This window comes from Sediminibacterium salmoneum NBRC 103935, from assembly GCF_000511175.1.
Lineage (GTDB): Bacteria > Bacteroidota > Bacteroidia > Chitinophagales > Chitinophagaceae > Sediminibacterium > Sediminibacterium salmoneum.
On sequence record NZ_KI866530.1, the window covers coordinates 1827025 to 1847323 of the forward strand.

The following is a 20299-nucleotide window of genomic DNA, read 5'->3' on the forward strand; positions in this document are numbered from 1 at the left end:
TGAGAAATTAAAGTATTGATGACGACATGTTCAAGAGATTATTCCTTATCGAGCTGTATTTTCCCATTCTGCATAGGAATCACTGGTTTCATAAATCTTTAATTTTCTAAGTTTTATATCCGAAGGCAATTCGGCAAGTAGTACATTCCGGATATACAGGAGTATATTTTCCGCAGTAGGTTCCATTTCCCAAACAATCAGGTTCTCAGAAGCAGCAGCATGTGGATGTTCAGCCAGAAAGTCGTTGGATAATATTAACCGGTGATCCAGCTGCTCAACGATGATCCGGTTCACGATCTTTTTTAAATCTTTAAAGTCAATCACAAATCCCGGCTTGGGAAGATAGGCCATATCATCTGTATCTGACCCTACAGTAACATGTAACACATAAGAATGTCCGTGTATATTTCTGCAATGTCCATTATATCCATGAATGGCATGTGCGGTCTCGAATCTGAATATTTTTGTAACTTGTATCATCCAATCAGCTTTAAAATCCAAATCAAAGTAAACCTTAATTTGGAATTTAATGAAAAAACAAGGAAGAAAGTTTAACCATCAATTTCCGTCCTCCTCTCAACTATACTTCTATGTTTATTAAACAGAGATTTTTATACTTACACTTACTGGGCTATGTCCCGGTTATTTTATCAGTATTGGTATTAATTGGCTGGCAATTCAATATTACGGTACTAAAGAGCATTAGCGCTGAAATGACTGCAATGAACCCTTTAACTGCCATTACTTTTATCCTATCAGGATATTGGCTCATACGTTTCAGGGAAGCCAAAGAAGAATCCGTTTTTATTGAAATGATTATTGCTGCAACTGTTTTTCTGGTTGGCACTTTGCATACGTTCGCTTATTTACTCAATTTAGATTGGTTAAGATTGGATCATTTTTTATTTAAGAATAAAATAGAGTCGAGCGTTATCAATTCACATATGGCTCCAATAACAGCATTCCTGTTTATCCTAACTGGTTTCAATATGCTTTCGATTAACACCAGCCAAAAATGGATTTTAAAACTACGCTCATTTTTTAGTATAGTAATATTTACATTAGCCTACACTTCTATTTTAGGTTACCTTTATGGAAGAGATTCAGCATACAGAATAGAAGGGATTTCCACAATAGCCCTTACTACAGCCATTCTGTTTCTTTTCTTAAGCGCCGGATTGTTTTTAACTAATATTAAAGCCGGTACACCCAAATTATTTGCCTCATTATTAGAAGGTAGTACTTTATTAAGAAGATCATCTATTCTGATTCTATTCTTACCACCCATGCTGGGTTATTTTCGCCTGAAAGGAGAACATTTGGGTCTCTATAATACTGAAATAGGAACTGAATTATTTACAATTGCATTAACCCTAATTACTTATATTTTAATCTATACTTACGCCAATCTGCTGAATAAAAAACAAAAAGCAAGTATGGCATTAGAGAAAAAAATAAGTGCCAGTGAGCGAAAATTCAGGGAACTGGTTGCTTCACTAAAAGAAGGTGTAGGTAGCATAGATTACGAAGGCAGGTTAATTTATTGCAACTCAAGCTATTGTAAAATTCTGGGATATGCTGAGCAGGAATTAATTGGAAAAGTGGTAATTGATATGATTATTCCTCAGGAGAGGCGAAAAGAATTTTATGAAAGACTGGAAAATAGAAAAAAAGGGATTTCTGAAAATTACCAAACAGAAATCATTCGAAAAGACGGAGAAAAAATTGTATTAGATATCAAGAGCAATTCGCTGATGGACGAACAAGGTTCCAGAGTAGCCTATGTTGTTAGTATAAACGATATTACAGAAGAAATAAGACAACTGGAAGATATTAAGGCATTTTCCTCTTCAGCTGCACATGACTTAAACAATCCAATCAATAAAATAATCACAGTGGTTGACCTGGTTGATCCCAGCACACTCAACGAAGAGAACAGAGAATTTTTACAAATGGTAAAAGCAACTGTGCTGAATATGAAAGTATTAACACAGGATCTGTTAACCTTTTCCCGCTTAGGAAAACAACCATTGGAAAAAGCAGATGTACATCTTCAGGCTTTGGTTGAAGATGTAATTAAACAACAGCAACCGATAGACTTTAAGGGAACTGTTCAACTACAAAATTTACCGAACGCCAATGGCAATGAAGCTGCTTTAAAACAGCTATTCAATAACTTAATTTCCAATGCTTTTAAATATTCTTCCAAAAAAGAAAATCCGGTTATTGAAATTGGCTCTTATCAAAAGGAACACCAGACTTTTTATTATGTAAAAGACAATGGTGTTGGATTAAACCAGGAACAAATGAAAACCCTGTTTACTCCTTTTAAAAGATACCACAGCAAATTTGAAGGGAATGGGTTAGGACTGGCTATTGTAAAAAGAATTATTGACAAACATGGAGGTACCATTTATGCTGAATCGGATACCGACAAAGGACTTACTTTCCATTTTACGCTATCACACAACTAGTAAGTAATGATAAAATAATAGTATTAAAGGATTTCAGTTCCGTTTTCAATGGATGCGATATAAAAATCTAATGGCAAATTCATAGCAGTTTCATACGCTGTTTTTATATCACGAGTTAGCCGGTCAATATGGTTTTCCTCTACAAGGTTAATGGTGCATCCCCCAAATCCACCTCCCATCATTCTGGCACCCAATACTTCCGGTTTATCTTTTACATAATCAACCAGAAAATCCAACTCTTTACAACTTACCTCATATTGCTTACTTAGTCCTTCATGGGTTTCAAACATGCATTCGCCCATTGAGGCAATATCGTTTTTCTCTAAATAGCTGCAAACTTTTGTTAATCTATCCATTTCATCAATCACAAACCGACTTCTCCGATACACCAACTCATTCACCGGTAAAACATATTCATCCAGCATTTCAACTGTTATATCTCTGAGAGAACTTACATTTGAATAATGGGATTTAATTAATTCAACCGCCTGTGTACATTCGGCTCTTCTTGTATTATATTCTGTGGAAGCCAGTGAATGTTTTACGTTGGTATTGAATAAGAGAATTTTAATGCCATCTAATTTAAAAGGCACATATTCGTATTCTAATGAACGACAGTCCAGTTTAATTACCTGACTTGCTTTACCCATCATAGAAGCGAACTGATCCATAATTCCGCACATTACACCGGCATACTCGTGCTCTGCCTTTTGTGCCATACTTACCATTTCAATCCTATTGTATCCTGTATGCAACAAATAATTCAAAGCAAAGACCGTAGCGCATTCCAAAGCGGCTGATGATGAAAGTCCCGCACCTATTGGCACATCACTGGATAGCAACAGGTTAAATCCCTTCAGGGATACTCCCTTTTTTACAAATTGGGCAGCACAGCCTAAAATATAATTAGGCCAGCTAACTTCTTCAATGGGTCTTATATTAGAAACCGTAGTAGCAAAATTTTCTTTCAAGTCTACTGCTCTCAAATGGATTTCGTCATCCTCCCGTAAAGACAATGCTATATATGCTGCCTTATCAATTGCAGCTGGCAACACAAAGCCATTATTATAATCTGCATGTTCCCCAATTATATTAACCCTTCCCGGAGAACGAACAATTACTTCGGGTAAATGCCCAAATTCTGCTACAAACTCGTTTTCTAATTTCTTTTTCAATTATTTTTCGCTTTACTATCTTTTACACACCTGAATCCAGTATGTTCCAATCCGGTATCAGGACTGCTTTTCATTCTTCTGGCTACACGATAACCACTGCAATAATCATCATTACATAAGAAACTTCCACCTCGCAATACCCGCTTGGCTGTATAAGGTTCCTGTGGATCAAAGCTTTGCTCAGGCCCCCTGGGATTCACTGTATTTTTATTGGCTAAGGTATTGTAATAATCGGCATGATACCAGTCGCTGCACCATTCCCATACATTACCTGCCATATCAAAAAGCCCATAACCATTACAGATAAATGATTTAACTGGTGCATACTTCAAAAAGCCATCTTTCTGTTCGTTGTAATATGGAAAGATTCCCTCCCAGCTATTGGTCTTTGGTTTACCCTGATTCACAGGCTCATTCCCCCATGGATACATTTGATTTACTTTTCCTCCTCTGGCTGCATATTCCCATTCAGCTTCTGTTGGCAGTCGCTTACCCGCCCATTTACAATAGGCCATAGCATCGTCCCAGCTTACCTGCACAACCGGAAAGTTTTCCTTGCCATTGATATTGCTACCTGGTCCCTGCGGATGTTTCCAGTTTGTTCCTTCCACCCAACTCCACCACTGACTGTAATTATTTAAATCAACCAGACCACTGGCTTGTGTAAAGACCAGCGAAGCTGCTACAAGTAAACTATCCGGAGGTTTAGGCGTTCCGGGAGGCAAGGTCTTTTTCATTTCTTCCCATACTGGCTTTCTTTCTGCCGTTGTAATGTACCCGGTTGCCTTTATAAAAGCAGCAAATTCAGCATTAGTTACTTCGGTAATGTCCATATAAAAAGAATCAACCGTTACCTGATGTTTGGGAAACTCATCTTTGTCTGCCTGTTCATTATCCCCTCCCATGTAAAAACTCCCACCTGGAATTAATGCCATATTCCGGTATGAAGTATCCCCATTAAAAGAAATAGGAGCATGTGCAGCATCTATTGGCTGATTCAACCTTTCTGCTGAAGAATCACCCGCTTCATTGTTATTACAGCTGAAACCTGAAAATATCAAGAAAATAAAAAGAACAAATCTTTGTTTAAAGAAAAGAGGATTGTGTGGTATATCAGTAAATTTTGTCTTTAAAGATACGCCGGATTCAGGATTTCCCGATTATGTAAACTGAATTCCTGATTTAATAAGCCATAAAAATGGGGAAGACTGACATTCGCAGCTCAAAATTTTAAAAAATGAGAGGAATAGCAGTGTTGACATTGGTATGTGCAGCTTTAGTTTTAAACGGACAAACCCCGTCTTCAACATCAGATACAATTGCAACGAAGAACTTACCAGATATTACTGTTGTTGGCAGAAACAGCAAAAGCGATTATCAGCAAATGCCTGAGATAGTAGGCACCAATATTTATGCAGGTAAGAAAAATGCCCTGATTGTAATGGACAATGTGCAGGGTAATGTGGTGAATAATACCATGAGGCAGGTTATGGCAAAAATTCCGGGCATACATGTTTGGGAAAGTGATCCCAGTGGTATTCAGATAGGCATTGCAGCAAGAGGATTAAGTCCTAACAGAAGTTGGGAATTTAACGTTAGGCAAAACGGGTATGATATTGCTGCCGACCCCTATGGTTATCCTGAAGCTTACTATAACCCCCAATTACAGGCAGTGCAAAGAATTGAAGTGGTCAGAGGTCAGGGATCCTTACAATACGGACCGCAGTTTGGAGGATTAATTAATTATATCCTGAGAAATGGTAGTGAAATGAATAAACCCATAGAGCTGGAAACACAACAGAGTTTCGGAAGCAATGGTCTTTTTAATTCCTATAATGCCATTGGAGGCAAAAAAGGTAAGATTCACTATTACTCCTTCTTTGATCACAGAGAAGGAAATGGATGGAGAGACAACAGTCGATTTTACAATAACTCCGGATATGCAACCATCACTTATCAGTTTACCAGCAAATTTTCTTTGACTGCTGAAATCATGCGATCCAATATGCGTTCTCAACAGCCAGGCGGATTAACAGACGCTCAGGTTTTACAAGACGCTCAACAAAGTTTAAGAAGCAGAAACTGGTTTGATGTTACTTGGACTACACCCGCACTGATTGCGAATTATCAGATTAATGAAAACACCAGATGGAACACAAAACTTTTTGCTACCATAGGTAATAGAAACAGTGTTGGTTTCATGTTGCCAGTTACAGTAAGAGATACCATTAATCCCCTTACTGGGAATTATAATTCCAGAACAGTCAGCTTAGATCAATACAGAAATTATGGATTGGAGAGCCGCATAATAACCAGCTATACTTTGGGTAAAATGCAACATAATTTGTCGGCAGGTATTCGATTGTACACCGGAACTACCAGCAGACAGGCTGATGGAGTGGGTACAAACGGAACAGGTCATGATATCAGCATCAGTGGTAAACATCCAAGAGATATTGTTTTTAAATCTAATAATGTAGCAGCATTTGTAGAAAACATTTTCCGTATTAACGAAAAACTAATCATCATACCGGGCATTAGGTACGAATGGATTCAAGGTTCAGCTTCCGGAAGAAACGGTTTTGCAGCAAACGGTAATGAAATTCTTTTACAGAATATCACAAGAAACAGAGACTTTTTATTAGCGGGCATTGGTGCTGAATACCATATAACGAATACAACTGAGATTTATGCCAATTATTCACAGGCTTACCGACCTATTCAGTTTGCTAATTTACAGGCACCACCCACTACCGATATAGTAGATCCGGATTTAAGAGATTCCAAGGGTTATAATTTAGATTTTGGATACAGAGGAAAAATTAAAAACTTTTTGCAGTTTGACATCAGTGGATTTGTGTTACAGTATAACAATCGGGTTGGCGTAATTGTGCCAAACGGAACCAGCAATCGTTTAATCACCAATGTTGGCGCAAGCACCAGTAAAGGAATTGAAAGCTATCTGGAGTTTAATCCTGCACGAGCCTTCAAAGCACCTACTTCGTTTGACCTTATTGTTTTTAGCTCTTATGGTTATACGGACGCCAGATACAGTGGTAACCACAAAGATGCCAATACAAAAGGGAAGCGTGTTGAAAATGCACCTGAACATATTATGAGAGCAGGCATTACCGCAGGATATAAAAAATGGTTGATTAGCTGGCAATACAGTCATGTTTCACAGGTATTCAGTGATGCCAATAACACCCTTACTCCAACGGCAAACGGTAATAATGGTTTAATACCATCATACGATATCACGGATATTACCCTGACCTTTAAAATGAATAACAAATTCAATATAAAAAGCGGGTTAAATAACGTATTCGATGCAAGATACTTCACCAGAAGAGCAGGAGGATATCCCGGACCAGGTGCATTACCGGGTGATGGCAGAACATTTTTTATTTCGCTGCAGGCTAAGCTTTAACCCAATTTAACCGAGGTCATAGTTAATGATCCCCCGACTGCTTTATCATTAAAAAAAGAAATTTTATCCCTGGTTGTTCCTACTCCTAAAGTATACATTAATGGCAGATAATGTTCCGGAGTGGGAATAGCAAGCAGGGCTTCCCTGCCTAATTGGGTGTAATTGATTAAAGGTGTATGATTGCCTGATTCTATTAAAAACTTAAACTGACTATTCATTTGAATTGCCCAATCATATCCATATTGATCTTCATTTAATTTATCCCAGGCAACCATTCTTAAATTGTGTACCATATTTCCGCTACCAATAATTAACACGCCTTTCTTTCTTAATGCATATAATTCCTTAGCTAAATCATAGTGAAATTGTGGCCCCTTTGTATAATCAATACTCAATTGTAATACAGGAATATTGGCTTCGGGATACATATGCCTCACAACGGTCCAGGTGCCATGATCTAATCCCCAATCATGATCCAGTTCTACCTGTGTTGATACAATCATGGATGCAGTTTCTTTAGCTAAAGCGGGATTACCAGGAGCATTGTATTGAACATCAAACAAAGCCTGCGGGAACCCGCCGAAGTCATGAATGGTCTTTGGAAAATCCATGGCTGTAATTTGCGTACCCCGTGTAAACCAATGCGCAGAAATCACCAAAACAGCAGCAGGTGTAGGAATTTCAGAAGCCATTTTTTTCCAGCCACGGCTGAATTCAGTATCTTCTATTCCATTCATAGGCGAGCCATGCCCAACAAATAATACCGGCATCAGATAATCGTTCTGTGGTAATTGCTGTGTAAAATTTTTGAATTCAGATAGTGTTGTCATACCTGCGGTTGTTAGGATTAATGATTGAATAAATGTCATTCGTTTCATAAGATATGCCTACTTATTCCTGTGCCAAATTTGTCCTGCTCTTGAAGTGGATTTTTCAATTATTTTTTCAGCCGCTAATTTCTCTAACTCAATCAGTGCATCTGATTCTGAAAGATTATAGAACAATGCATATTCCTGCAAAGTAGCAGAATTAAATTGATTGAATATGTCCAGCGAATGTTGCGATATATTTTTAACGACAGGTACACTCAGTAATTTCAACAAAGTTTGTTCATACACTTCGTAAGGCTTACTGCCATATACTTTCAACTGACTGCCTTCTTCATCCAGAAAAAATATAGTAGGAAAACCTCTCACGCCCCACTCTCTTGCCATTGCAAGATCTTTATTAAATAAATCTTTTGCCAGGCCATTGTAGTCTGTTTCAAACTGCTCAGTATTGAGTCCTGCTTCCAATGCAGCCTGTTTCAGGAATTCCCATTTGGTAATATTCTTTTTCTCAATGAAAACCTTCTCTTTGATTCTACGCAGGAATATGATTGCCTTTTCTGTTTCCTGCATTTGAGCTGCTTTAAAAGCAACTGAAGGAGGATATGAGGATGCTAAAGGATCTTCCAGCCATACTGATCCATCTATGGGCATATTGTATTGCTTACTAGCTTCATCCCAATGAGCGGCAACGCTGGCAGGTCCATTTACATCAGAACCGCCATAACTATCCCAGCTCTTTAACAAGCCACCCATTCTGTATTCTATGGTTATATATTGTCCATATTCGTTTTTCAGTTTCCGCAATTGAGGGTCTATCCCCCAACAGGAAGAACAAATGGGATCTGTAAAATATAATAGTTTTACTGGTTTCTTCTGATTTGTCGCCAATTGTTTATCGGTTAACCCTTGCATATCAACCACTTCCCCAATTTCAGGTTGGTTGATTTTTGAACCAGCGCCAGGCACTTCGCAAATGCCCGTATTCGGGTCACATTGCATTCCATTCAGAAACTCTTTCTCCATAGGATACATCTTGTTGATTGTATCACAAAATTAAGCAGGAGGCTTGCCCCGAAACAATGATATTAGGCAATAAAAAGGATTGACTTAAATCAAGCCTATCCCGACTAAAGTCGGGATAACCTCCTCGCTTTGCTCGTCGGTTACTTCCCGATGCAAAAAATAGTGAACCCTTAATTATCAAGGCTTTCAGCTAATTGGGCAACAAATAGCCAACAAAGGCTGTATTATCAAAGGAAACTACCCAACAAAGAAAGGAAAAAAAGTTGTTGAGTTGAGAGTGTGCTGTGCCTTATCATAAGCAAAAGCAAAGATAAGGTTACAACCTATCGAAGTTGCTTGACAACCGTTTCCGGTTGCAAGCCCATGTACTGGCAGAACTCTTCAACAGTAACAACCTGGTGCTGCTGCTTGTTGAAATGGTCCTTGATCTTCTTAATAAGGTTTCTACCATACCTGTCGCTTCTGCCTGTGATTACCTGAATGTCTTTCGGATAAATGCACAGTCTATTCATTATTTCAATTATTCAACTTCATACACTAACCATACCGATGATATACTTCAAATATGGAAGTGACATTGCAAATATAAATCTTTTTTAAGGGCGGTAAAAGTGTGTTTGTTGGAATAATGCGGAACAATCGGCACAGATGGCACGGCTCATTTGCAGAGGCTTTACTGTGCTTCTAATTTTGTTTTCGTAAGCTGATTAAAGCGTATCAGTCGAAACAAATTTACTAACTCATAAAAGTTTAAAGCAATGGCAAAACTTAAAGGTATTCTCAAAATTGAAGGCACTCTGGATGAGCTGACCTTCTACAAAACACAAGATGGTCACTTGGTAAAAACCAAAGGTGGCGTATCTGCTGAACGTATTGCAAATGACCCGAACTTCCAGCGTACCCGTGAAAACGGAGCTGAGTTTGGCAGTTCTGCAACTGCCGGCAAGTTGCTTCGCAACGCTGTCCGTAACCTCATGATGAACGCTGCTGACAATCGTGTTACCAGTCGTTTAACCCAAATCATGACGCAGATTAAAAACTATGACGTTACATCTCCAAGGGGTGAACGTACTGTAGCAATTGGTATTGCTGACCCTGCGGCATTGGCTCTGTTGAAAGATTTTGATTTCAATGACAGTGCAGCTTTGGGTGGTGTTCTTTTTGCTCCCTTCACCGTAACAGGTGTATCCGGAGCAATCAACATTCCGGCCTTCATTCCGATCAATGATATTGCATATCCGTCTGGTGCAACTCATGTGAGCTTCAAGTCTGCGTATGCAGTTGTTGACTTCACCAACGGAACCAGTGCAATTGAGTACAGCCCGGTCACCAATCTTCCTATTGACGGAACCAACACACCTGTAACTCTTACTCCTGCTGGTGTACCTGCCGGAACTGGAACTAAGTTCTACCTGATGCTGATTGAGTTCTTCCAGGAAGTAAACGGAGTTCAGTACTCTCTCAAAAACGGTGCTTACAACGTGTTGAACATTGTTGAAGTAGCATAAACGCTGTTCTTTCTTTCAGTTAGGAAATGGCCTCACCAGTTTGGTGGGGCTTTTTCTTTTCAGCAAAGCCCCTAAAAGGGCAATGCTGAAAGCTCACGAACACCTGAAGGATAACGCCAAACATAGCAGCCACATGGAAGGCGGTAAACCTTGATGCCAAAAACTGGCTGATGGGCTAATGATGACCTGCGGATGTAACGCTGAAACGCAAAGGGTGACAAAGGCAAGTGCTGATGAAGTACCTGCGGAGTGAATGGGCAAATACCTGAATGGCTGCCTGAACTGATACGAGGATGCTTGTGCATAGTAAATAAATTTTATGTGCATCTCTCTGCATGGCGGATAAAAAAACCAAAAGGAAACGGAATAAATGAAAGCCTTGTGCGGTGGGTCTGTGTTTATGCCGTAGTCTTTTGGTTTTTTTGGGTCGGGCTTGTGCGTCTGGCCGCCATGCTACCTTTGCACATCAAAATTTATTTATGCACGGTGCAGCATCATGTCAAAGTCAGCCTTACTATTTGCTTTTAAGATGCCGGTAAATCATTGCCCTTTTCAAATCATTGATTAAAGCCAGATTTTGGCGGATGGCTCTTTCCTTCTCTTCCAGCTGCTTGATTTTATCAACTGTGTTTTTATATTCCTTTTCCTGCTTACTTACTTTTTCAGCCTGAGTAAGTATTTCATTTTTCAAATCAGATAAGCGGATAAAGGGAATTACAGAACCAGTGAGGAACTGATGAAAATATTTTGCCTTCCACAGGCCAAAGAGTAACCAGAAATAAAAGTCCTTCTGCTCCTGGCTTTTGCAAATACAAACAAATGAGTTAGGGCAGGGAGTTAAAAGAGACTTACCACTGTTCAGCCCTTTTGATAAAATGTAAAATTCAAAACCTGTGCTTTGATGCTTTACGCTGTACGTTTGAAACTTCGGAATGTGCATAATGACTGCTTAAATTTTGAGCCTGTTTTAAGCCTTTGCCGCAGCCCTGCTTCGCTTACGCTCCGCAGCACACATATAATTTGACAAAGAAAAAAAACAGAAAAAAAAGAAAGCAATCCCACAGGTGGCGTGGCTAAAAAACCAAAAGGAAACGGAATAAGTCCCGAAGGGTGAAAGGCAAATACCACTATAAAAAACAACAGCTTATTTGCCTTTCATTATGCCGTAGTCTTTTGGTTTTTTAAGTGCGTTGGCCTGTGCCAGCCACCTAACTTTGCTGCACTTTTTATTTTTATTTTTTTCAAGCAGATCCTCCTTATCTGCATTCCTCTTCTGAAATCAGAAAATTCGTTTACTACACTTCATCAACCGTATTTCAATTCAACCGGATATATTGTTCGGAGTTGTGTTTTGTGGGTTGGCTGGGGTAAACAATTCGCAGGAAAAAATAAAGCATACCGCTTTCTATGGTGCGGTGGGTCAAGAGCAAATGCAATGACTGAACGGAATGAAGCAAATCGGGTTGGAGGCTTGTAGTGGCATGAGCAGTTTGTTTAGAAGCGTTGGCAGCTTTTGTAACTTTTCAAAAAACAAAAGCTATTGTAGCGTGGGTTAAGCAAACGCCATGACACGGAAAGCCTGTGTGTTGGCTTTGCGGAATGAAGAGAAGGAATTGCTTTTGCTGTGCGGTGCTGAGGTTGGTGAAATGAACGTAGGCGAAATGCAGTGAAGGATAGTGTAGTGAATGAAGCAAAGCGGAATGAACGAAACGCCTGAACGAAATGGAGATGAAGTGAATGAACCTACCGCAAGCACATAGCCGTAAAACAAATCATGCTTTATTTTTTACTGCACCGCTGAAAGGGTGGCGGGGTGTCGTGGGTCTTCGGGTGGGGTGCGTTGGCAGAAGCACGGCTTCACTTTTGATAAAAAGTGCTATGGTGTTGGCTACTTAACATAATGGCGACTTATGTGACAGCCACTGCGTTGGGATGCTTGCATAAGCGTGGGGTGGCTGTGCAAAGCGAACACATAAGACCGCATTATGTTTAAGTATGCTTCCGCCATTTTTTATACTGGCATAAGCGAAACGGTGGTGGTGGTTGGAGTGTAGCGGCTTTTTGTTGCTATGCTTGGGTTGGCTTGGCTCTTTGGCTGTGTAGCGAAGCGGAACAGGCAATGTGCCAAAAGCGTGGGGAGCATAGCCACAAAAAGTATGACAGTTAAAAATGGCGGCAACACCATAGATGCAGTGGAAGGGTTGGCTTTGTGGGTTAGCCACTGCATAAGCCGTGCTTGTGCGTTGGCCGGGTGGGTTCAATAAATTCGTGAGGAACGAACACCGCTTTCTTAGGCATTAGGGATTGAAGCGGAAATCCTTTTGCCTTCAGCAAAAGATTGTAGCGGAAAGCCCGACCCGAAGGGGAATGCCCTATATGATATGCTCCTTCAGCTTTTCTTCAAGTTCCTTTTTACGGTGATACCAAAAACCAATTTTGTAATTGCAGCCTTCTTTATTCAATCGCCTGTGGCAATACTTAATTTCAAACTCAGTAAAGTTGGCATTCTGTGATAGCAAATAGTCTGAATATTTATAAACTACTGAAACCATTTTGTGCTCCTGTGCTTTTGCAAACCTGATGAAACTTTCAAAGATTAATAGCCTTTCAAGGTCTTCGCTTATTTCAACAAGTTCAAGCCCCTCTGCTTCAGTTGGACGGGTTATTTCTCGTATTCGTTCTTCTTCGTCAAAACCTATCTGCTTTTCAATAGCAACCTTACGCTTAGCCTTGTTGATGCCTTTTAAAGACCAATCTCTGTCAATATAACAAATGCCATGCTCCAACCACAAACCTGCATTATCAAGGACCAAACCAAATTCCTTATTTGGTGATGGACGCATACAACGGCCCACCTGTTGTAAATAAAGCACTAATGACTTTGTTGGTCTTGCCAACTGAACTGCTTCGCAATCGGGAACATCGAAACCTTCTGAAACAATATCAACGTTACTCAGCACAAGTATTTCACCTTTCTTGAATTGTTCTAAGATTGCTTTCCTTTCCGTTTTAGGAGTAGTAGCATCAATATGGGCAGATGGTATACCAGCTCCCAAATAACGTTCTACAATGCTTTTACTGTGTTCAATATCCACAGCAAATACGATTGTCTTTTTTCCGTTTGCAAACTTTTTATAACTCTCCACCAGGTTAGCCATAATGGAGTTGTCTAACATTACATTTTTAAGCATTTGCAAGTCGTAATCCCTCATTCTTTGCTTCACCTTTGAAACATCAGGGATGCCACAAACCAAATGCTTCATCTTGGCAAGATGCCCCTCGTTAATGAAGTAGCTGAGTTTACCTAAAGGAATGAGTATTTCAAATAAGTCATCGAAGCCCTCACCATTGATACGAACCGGAGTTGCGGTAACACCTAAGAACCTTGCATCGGGATATATTTCCCATAGTTTTTTGTAAGTATCAGCCTTTGAATGATGGCACTCGTCAATAATCACTATGTCAGCCGGAGGATAGTTTCTTCTTGATAGGGTTTGAATTGTAGCTACCTGAACTGCTTTATCAGGTTCTGCCTTGTTACCTGCTGAAATAATGCCTACAGAAACACCGAATGACTGTAAACGTTCAGCAATCTGCTCTACCAATTCAATGCGGTGAACAACAATCAGAACAAACTTTTCTTTAAGATGGGCTTTGCGTACTATTGCAGAAAACACAGTTGTTTTGCCTGTTCCGGTAGGCATTTGGAATAAAACATTTTTCAGATTAGACCTCTTTGGATCCCATGCCTCAAATATTTTCTTTATTCCCTCTGTCTGGTATTCTCTAAGTACGACCATTTATTGTTTGTGAAAAAGACAATGGTTAAGGTTGGTTGAAGAAATATTGCTTCAGCTTATCTTCTAATTCACCTTTGATATAGTCTGCTATTCTTCTGCTGTCCTTTACTTCTTCTTCAGCAGTGCCGGGCATATTCCAAAGTCTTAAACCTGCATTTTGGTTATGGCATATTTTCAACAATTCTGCTACTGCCGCATCCTTCTTTTGCTTTGCAAACGGGTTAATAAAAATCAGATTAAAGCAGTTGCCAAAATCCCATGAGTTCAATAGTTTTTTATTGAAGTATTCGTAGTGCTTGAAATAGAGGTTGTTTAAAATAACCACATCAACATTCTCAAACTCGGAAACAGGATGGAATGATGATGATGTAAACAAACCTTGGTCTTTGAACATATAGTAGTACCACAATTGCATGTCCTCAGCATCATTACACGAAACAGACAGGATATTCAGTTCTTTGTCGGATGCAGCAGGATTGAATTTTTTATTTGCACTTAAAAGAAAATCTTTCAGGCTGTTATCCATGTTCTTTGTTGCTACAATGGCATCCAAATTCAATTTCTCAGCAACCGGCTTTAAGAGTTCCTGCAATTCAGCAAGGGTATCACCAAAACCATCTAAGCGGCCTACAGGCTGAATTTTAAGCGTATTGCTTGCATCAATAGCCTCCTTTGCATTAAAATCTGAACACTTAATCTCGATATTGAATGTAAACCCGTTTTCAGAAAATACCAGGTCAACATCCATCTTGTTAGCAGGATTTATTTTCTTCTCAATTGCAAGGTCTGTTTTGTATTTGTCGGCAAAGAATTTCACTATGGTAGCTTCACAAGCAAACTGAACATACTGTTTGACGTTGAATGGAAGAGCATTTAACATCATTTTGTTTTGTAACCAGTTATTCAGTTCACTCGGAAAGTTAGCTGCATAGCAGGCATAAACTTCCTCGAAGTCATTTATGTATTGATGACCGCCATTGTTTGCTGTTACCAGATAATTATTGGTGTCGGTAGTTTGTGAAATGTATTTCTGCAATGTTGCGTCCATATTATTATTTGTTATGTATCATACAGCCACCTCAGTAACCTTGATACAAATTTGCTATTACGAAAAGTTTAAAAGAGAAAGTTCAAATTGGTAATCATGGAACACCTTTTTCCAAAACTGTTCGACATTATCAAAAAACTGAGTACCTTCTTCTACTGCGTAATTTTCATTTTCATTCCCGCTATACGAAAGCCAGTTGTAGCTGCCTTTTATATAATACTCAAAATCCTTTATTAGAATTTTTCTGTGGCTACCATCACGGTTAGGGAACTTGTTTTTGAAATGAGTTGGCAAGTGAAATATAAATACACGAGAAGGGTATTTTGATTTCAACTCTTGGATTTTCTCAAATGTCTCTTTGTGCGGAGCATTTTTGAAACTTGAATCTATGCCATAGGCAATAAATAATTTGGTGTCCTTCTTTTTCAAAAAGAACTCCATCGCAGGCAAGTAATCCATTGTAGCCTTTCTAATCCATGGGCTTTCAATATAAACCGCTGTGTCAGCGGTGAAAAGTGCCTCTTTGATAAGTTCCTTATGCTCGAAAGTTGAAATATCTTGATACTTACCCGTCAACTTTTCATCGGTGATTTGGACAGCAGCGTCAATGAACAGCTTTTTGTATTCCTCAACGCCTTCAAGTTCATTTGTGAAATCAAACAGATATTTATTTGAAGAGTATAAAGAACTCAACGATTCTGTATGAGATTTGAGCAGCTTCGATTCACTGTTGTAAACCTTTAATTGTATTTTCTTGCCTGACTTGTCCTTAGGATAGTATATTAACACATAATATTTGACAAATAAATCCCTTCTTGCAGTAATACTGCGTTTGTAGTTAGCTAAATCTACAATCTCCTTATCGCCAGCATTTGCCCTCGTGTAGCATTTGTTTATTTTCAACCATTGCTCCTGGATAAAATCAAAATCTACTTTTACTGATGGTGCAAGTCTATTGGGAGTATTGGTAGTTTCAGATGGCATTTCATAGTAAATATCTTTTGTAAGACCATCAACATAGAACTTAAAGTCCTCTTGGGTTGTAACAGGTATAAACTTCTTTTCCTCAATGAAAATGTCTCCTTTCGTTGTAACTCTGTATTTTTCCTCATCTGAAATGGCTATGATGCCGTTTTCCAATAAGGTGTATAATTCATCCAGTATAAAGTCGTTTTCCGATACACCAAGAAACTGAGCCAATGCTCCTTTTGAATCAACACCAGTGTTAATCAGCTCAATAAGCAAAATGTGAACTTCCTGAAGTATATCGCTCGGCTTGCCTGAGGAAATGACTTCAATAGTTGTTTCAACAATTGGATAGCCTATTTCAAGAATATCATTTAATGAATATTCCGAACCGAGATCATCCTTGTGATTATCGAATAGCACAGCCGTTTTAGACAAATTCTTTGATTTGCTGTGTGCTATTTTCGGGTTCTTAAAGTGCTTTTGCCCTTTGTTGTATTGCACCTTATGCTGCTTTTGATTATTTCCTTTCTGATTATTCATAGAATATTTCATTTAGGCTATTATAGATAAATCCAGCTTTGTGCAATTGAGATACAAACTCCTTCAATAACAAAGGCTTTTGAGGATTATTTGAGATCCAGGAAAAACTTGGATTAACGTTTAAAATGTAATCTGCATCACCCACAACAATAAGAAGGCGTTTTACCCTTGTTAAAGCCACATTTATTCTGTTAGGCATTTCGAGGAAACCCAACCCGGTGTTATCCTTCGCTTTTGCACTACGGACAATGTCATAAATGATAATATCCTTTTCTGAACCCTGAAAACTATCAACAGTAGCAATTGTAAGATTCTTGTTCAATTGCAAATTTTTGAAATAAGCATTCTCGATTTCATTACTTAAATACTCAGCTTGCTTACCATAGCCAGTAATTACACCAACTTCATACGGCTTATCATTTTCAGATTCAGTGAAGATTTCTGGGATATTATCAATTTTTGTAAGTATTTCAGTTATTGCTTTCGCACTTACAGGATTGTATGATGACCTACTGACAGGATCAATTCTGTGGAAACGGTCAGGATATTTGTTTATGTCGCACATAAACATTGAAGTGGTTGCCTTTAATTTTATGTTGTGAGGCTTCCCACTCTTTTCTGTAGATTTTAATTTGTTGTGGTATACTAAACTTGAAATTATATCGCCAATCTGTTTAGGCATTCTAAATTGCAGATCAAGCATTTCTTTATACTCTTCCGGTGAACCATCATACATAATTTGGAATAAACTTGGCTGGTCATAGTAGATTTTGTCAAAGTCTACCATTTCACCCTCATTATTCAATTTCGCCTGTACCTGTTTTTTCACTGCTTCTGTTGCTGTTACTAAAGGAGGCAACTGCTCATGGTCACCAACAAGTACAAGATTATGTGCCATGTTTATAGGAACCAACGTTTCAGCAGGTGTAGCCTTTGCAGCTTCATCCATGATAACATAATCAAACTCAAACTTAAAATCCTTGTACATACCGGCAGCTATGTGATTAGCAGTTGCACCAACTATATTGATGCTGGATATGTATTTCGATTTTAGTTCGTCCTTATTTTCAATATTCGATAGTATTGAAATCCACTTACGCTTTAGAAGCTCAAGTTTGTTAAGAAACACATGCTCATCTCCAATATACTTAGAAAGCTCAGCCTCAAAATTTTGCTTGTTATCAATATGCTCAACCAAACTCTCAAAACCCTTTGCAAAATGACCTGTTAGAACTTGCTTTAAGTACTTCTTAGTAATATCCCAAGATTGTTTCTTATTTATTTCCTGTAAAATGAGGTTCAAAAATGGGGATATGTTCTTCTCCTGAGATAGTGCCTGTTTTTTTTGTGCTGCGAAATTCTTCTCACAATTACCCTTAGTTTTTCGAGCCCATAGATTCAGTTTTTTATCAAAAGAGTGGCTGTCAATAACGGCATCTTCAATGTTTCTACCCAACCTAATAAAATTTACACCTGGAACATCAACCATTCTGGAAAGCACATTGTCAACCGCAAGGTTGGTTTGCGATGTTATGAGAATCTTAGACTGCTTATCCTTAGCAAGTATCTGCTTTATGAGTTCTGTAATTACTGTTGTTTTACCAGTACCCGGAGGGCCTTGAATAAGAGTTATTGGTGGACGATATAGAGATTTTAAAATTGCAAACTTCTGAGCATCCTGAAACTGAACTGGTTTACCATTCTTCTCAGTTGAAATGACATTAAGTTCTGCATCAAGCTCCCCAACCTCATCTGCTAATTGCTTTAGATTTTCAGGTTGAAACAAATACCTCCTGAGTTGGGAGTTTGTAATATTATCGTTCTCGTAATTCTTAATAGCATTAAGCTGACGCTTGTATTGTATTTCAAGAAGTGAAGTATCCTCAATTAAAAAACCTTTGACTGCTACTTCCTCTTTTTTAGAAATCGGAAAATCCTTGACAAATAATTTATTGGTTCTACTGTCGTAACGGGTACTAAAACCAATGCTTTGTTTTGATTTTGTACCTTGTTCATCTTCACTACTGCAAAGTGATATTTCTGTACCCTTTCTGAAAGATGCCTGAGAACGTTTAAGGAAATTATTGACCTTTTCTATCGTAACCTTTTCGTCAAACACGACTTTAAAAGCTGCCTCATTATTTGAATTTACCTCAAATTCAGAGTACCTAACCTTAAAGGCATCATTTCTAAGATAATTGATCTCTTCCTGCAAAAGCGTTTTATAGGTTTGAAGTATTTCTCTTGGCTGCCTTTGCAATGCAGAACGAGTAGTATCTCGTTTATCAATGAATAGTTTCTCCAAAAGATTGTAAACATCATAATGGTTTTGAAAGTCCGCATCTGAAGGCTCTTTAGACACAAAGTTTACCTCAGACAATTGAAACCCATTTGCCAAAATCCATGCATGATTTTTTTGTTCGTTTGGCTCAAGGTTATCTATTTTCTTGAATCCTTTGATTTCAAGGCAATTGCCTCTATTAGATAAAAAGCAATGGTTAACGTAAAAATTAGTTGATGCTATTTTTGCAATTACATTCTTATGAACCTGATGTCGTAATTCATTCACTGCGATAAAAACACCTTCGCTGTTAATTTCTCGAATAAATTCAACGGGATTGATGCCCGGTTCAAAATGTAATGCAAATGGTTTATCTGGTGTGTGGTTGATTACTTCAAACAATGAATTGATTGCATCTCTCAACTCTGTGTATCTGAAATATCTTTTATTGTGGTCTGAATCAAACGACTTCCTGAAAACTTCCTGAAACTGCTTTAGACCATTTTCAGAAAGATAGGATTTATAAAGGTTGACCACTTTTTGCAATCTGCTTTCATTATTCTCGTCTTCGTAGAATAACTGATGGCCAAGTAAAGAATACAAAACACAGAGGGATAATGAATAAAAATCAGTACGACTTTGAAGTTTTGATTCTTCCTTCCTTATGTACTCAGGTGCTGAAAAGCGTGTAGTGTATTCATTTTCTGTTGGCCTTTTTGAAATAGTGTGCTCCAGTAATGATATTCCAAAATCAATTATTACTGGTTTTCTATCTTCCGTAATCAGGATATTTCTTGGGTGGATATCCTTATGAAATATATTCTTTGAAGCTGCAAGGTCTAACGCTTCCGAACAGTTATACAAAACTTGTAGAATGTATTTTAGGTATTGGGGAGATACTTCATTTTCAGCAGCAACAAATTGTTCCAGTGTTTTACCATTATCAATCTTTTCCAATATCATAAAATAACAACCGGCAGTAGCCTCATCGCCTGAATCAATTACTTTATTGATAAACTCACTATTGATTTTCTTTAGATGACGGGATACAGAACTAAACTGCCGAGCTGCTGAACTGCTGGCATCTAAATTCTTTGGCACTTTTGCAAAATAGATTTTTGCATCAGGACCTTGCACATCGAATAAATATGCATTGTTGGTTTCTGTTATCTCGCTAACCCTAAGGTAAGCTCCTATTTTTTCCAAGTTCATTTCCATGAT

14 protein-coding genes are annotated in these 20299 nt (G+C 38.4%); 3 read left to right on the plus strand and 11 right to left on the minus strand.

Features of this window, described 5'->3' with window-relative positions; all coding sequences use genetic code 11:
- Positions 1-45: 45 nt before the first annotated feature.
- Positions 46-480 (minus strand): 6-pyruvoyl trahydropterin synthase family protein, encoded by a 435-nt coding sequence (locus P767_RS0108525; RefSeq protein ID WP_026764166.1) that lies wholly within the window; start codon positions 478-480, stop codon positions 46-48.
- A gap of 110 nt (positions 481-590) precedes the next feature.
- On the opposite strand from P767_RS0108525, the gene P767_RS0108530 reads away from it, so the two are divergent.
- On the plus strand, positions 591-2474 hold the full coding sequence (locus P767_RS0108530) for a sensor histidine kinase (RefSeq protein ID WP_026764167.1): 1884 nt from the start codon (positions 591-593) through the stop codon (positions 2472-2474).
- A 23-nt stretch (positions 2475-2497) separates the two neighbouring features.
- Here P767_RS0108530 and galK read toward each other — a convergent pair whose 3' ends face one another.
- Positions 2498-3649 carry a galactokinase gene (gene galK, locus P767_RS0108535; protein WP_026764168.1) on the minus strand — a complete coding sequence of 384 codons (1152 nt, stop codon included), beginning with the start codon at positions 3647-3649 and terminating at the stop codon, positions 2498-2500.
- Positions 3646-4710 (minus strand): formylglycine-generating enzyme family protein, encoded by a 1065-nt coding sequence (locus P767_RS16485; protein ID WP_245586867.1) that lies wholly within the window; start codon positions 4708-4710, stop codon positions 3646-3648. The genes galK and P767_RS16485 overlap by 4 nt, the downstream gene beginning before the upstream one ends.
- Positions 4711-4886: 176 nt before the next feature.
- Here P767_RS16485 and P767_RS16490 point away from each other — a divergent pair, with 176 nt between their 5' ends.
- On the plus strand, positions 4887-7079 hold the full coding sequence (locus P767_RS16490) for a TonB-dependent receptor family protein (protein ID WP_051417246.1): 2193 nt from the start codon (positions 4887-4889) through the stop codon (positions 7077-7079).
- Here the strand turns inward: P767_RS16490 and ygiD are convergent.
- From ygiD to P767_RS0108560, 3 genes are all read right to left on the minus strand, one after another.
- Positions 7076-7909, minus strand: a complete 834-nt coding sequence (gene ygiD / locus P767_RS0108550; protein WP_026764169.1) for a 4,5-DOPA-extradiol-dioxygenase — start codon at positions 7907-7909, stop codon at positions 7076-7078. The genes P767_RS16490 and ygiD overlap by 4 nt on opposite strands.
- A 57-nt stretch (positions 7910-7966) precedes the next feature.
- Positions 7967-8932 carry a ClpXP adapter SpxH family protein gene (locus P767_RS0108555; protein ID WP_026764170.1) on the minus strand — a complete coding sequence of 322 codons (966 nt, stop codon included), beginning with the start codon at positions 8930-8932 and terminating at the stop codon, positions 7967-7969.
- A 323-nt stretch (positions 8933-9255) separates the two neighbouring features.
- Positions 9256-9444, minus strand: coding sequence for a hypothetical protein (locus P767_RS0108560; protein ID WP_037351703.1), 189 nt, complete (start codon positions 9442-9444; stop codon positions 9256-9258).
- Between the two features lie 246 nt (positions 9445-9690).
- On the opposite strand from P767_RS0108560, the gene P767_RS0108565 reads away from it, so the two are divergent.
- Positions 9691-10440, plus strand: a complete 750-nt coding sequence (locus P767_RS0108565; RefSeq protein ID WP_026764172.1) for a hypothetical protein — start codon at positions 9691-9693, stop codon at positions 10438-10440.
- 514 nt (positions 10441-10954) lie between these two features.
- Here P767_RS0108565 and P767_RS0108570 read toward each other — a convergent pair.
- The 5 genes from P767_RS0108570 to P767_RS0108600 form a co-directional block, all read right to left on the minus strand.
- Positions 10955-11380, minus strand: coding sequence for a DUF6943 family protein (locus P767_RS0108570; protein WP_026764173.1), 426 nt, complete (start codon positions 11378-11380; stop codon positions 10955-10957).
- 1432 nt (positions 11381-12812) lie between these two features.
- Positions 12813-14240: a DEAD/DEAH box helicase gene (locus P767_RS16495; protein WP_051417247.1), complete on the minus strand. Its 1428-nt coding sequence runs from the start codon at positions 14238-14240 to the stop codon at positions 12813-12815.
- 25 nt (positions 14241-14265) lie between these two features.
- Positions 14266-15288: a hypothetical protein gene (locus P767_RS16500; RefSeq protein WP_051417248.1), complete on the minus strand. Its 1023-nt coding sequence runs from the start codon at positions 15286-15288 to the stop codon at positions 14266-14268.
- Positions 15289-15345: 57 nt separating this feature from the next.
- The gene (locus tag P767_RS0108595) at positions 15346-16797 is read right to left on the minus strand and encodes a phospholipase D-like domain-containing protein (protein ID WP_157611446.1); all 1452 of its coding nucleotides are present in this window, start codon (positions 16795-16797) and stop codon (positions 15346-15348) included.
- Complete coding sequence (locus P767_RS0108600; RefSeq protein ID WP_026764176.1) at positions 16790-20296, minus strand: AAA domain-containing protein; 3507 nt, start codon at positions 20294-20296, stop codon at positions 16790-16792. The genes P767_RS0108595 and P767_RS0108600 overlap by 8 nt, the downstream gene beginning before the upstream one ends.
- Positions 20297-20299: the final 3 nt, after the last annotated feature.

What these genes read in the sequence shown, in the direction of transcription:
- P767_RS0108525 (WP_026764166.1), bottom strand. Translation starts at nt 480, where the DNA reads ATGATACAAGTTACAAAAATATTCAGATTCGAGACCGCACATGCCATT.
- P767_RS16495 (WP_051417247.1), bottom strand. Translation starts at nt 14,240, where the DNA reads ATGGTCGTACTTAGAGAATACCAGACAGAGGGAATAAAGAAAATATTT.
- P767_RS0108560 (WP_037351703.1), bottom strand. Translation starts at nt 9,444, where the DNA reads ATGAATAGACTGTGCATTTATCCGAAAGACATTCAGGTAATCACAGGC.
- P767_RS0108600 (WP_026764176.1), bottom strand. Translation starts at nt 20,296, where the DNA reads ATGGAAATGAACTTGGAAAAAATAGGAGCTTACCTTAGGGTTAGCGAG.
- P767_RS0108555 (WP_026764170.1), bottom strand. Translation starts at nt 8,932, where the DNA reads ATGGAGAAAGAGTTTCTGAATGGAATGCAATGTGACCCGAATACGGGC.
- ygiD (WP_026764169.1), bottom strand. Translation starts at nt 7,909, where the DNA reads ATGACAACACTATCTGAATTCAAAAATTTTACACAGCAATTACCACAG.
- P767_RS0108570 (WP_026764173.1), bottom strand. Translation starts at nt 11,380, where the DNA reads ATGCACATTCCGAAGTTTCAAACGTACAGCGTAAAGCATCAAAGCACA.
- P767_RS16500 (WP_051417248.1), bottom strand. Translation starts at nt 15,288, where the DNA reads ATGGACGCAACATTGCAGAAATACATTTCACAAACTACCGACACCAAT.
- P767_RS0108565 (WP_026764172.1), top strand. Translation starts at nt 9,691, where the DNA reads ATGGCAAAACTTAAAGGTATTCTCAAAATTGAAGGCACTCTGGATGAG.
- P767_RS0108530 (WP_026764167.1), top strand. Translation starts at nt 591, where the DNA reads ATGTTTATTAAACAGAGATTTTTATACTTACACTTACTGGGCTATGTC.
- P767_RS16490 (WP_051417246.1), top strand. Translation starts at nt 4,887, where the DNA reads ATGAGAGGAATAGCAGTGTTGACATTGGTATGTGCAGCTTTAGTTTTA.
- P767_RS0108595 (WP_157611446.1), bottom strand. Translation starts at nt 16,797, where the DNA reads ATGAATAATCAGAAAGGAAATAATCAAAAGCAGCATAAGGTGCAATAC.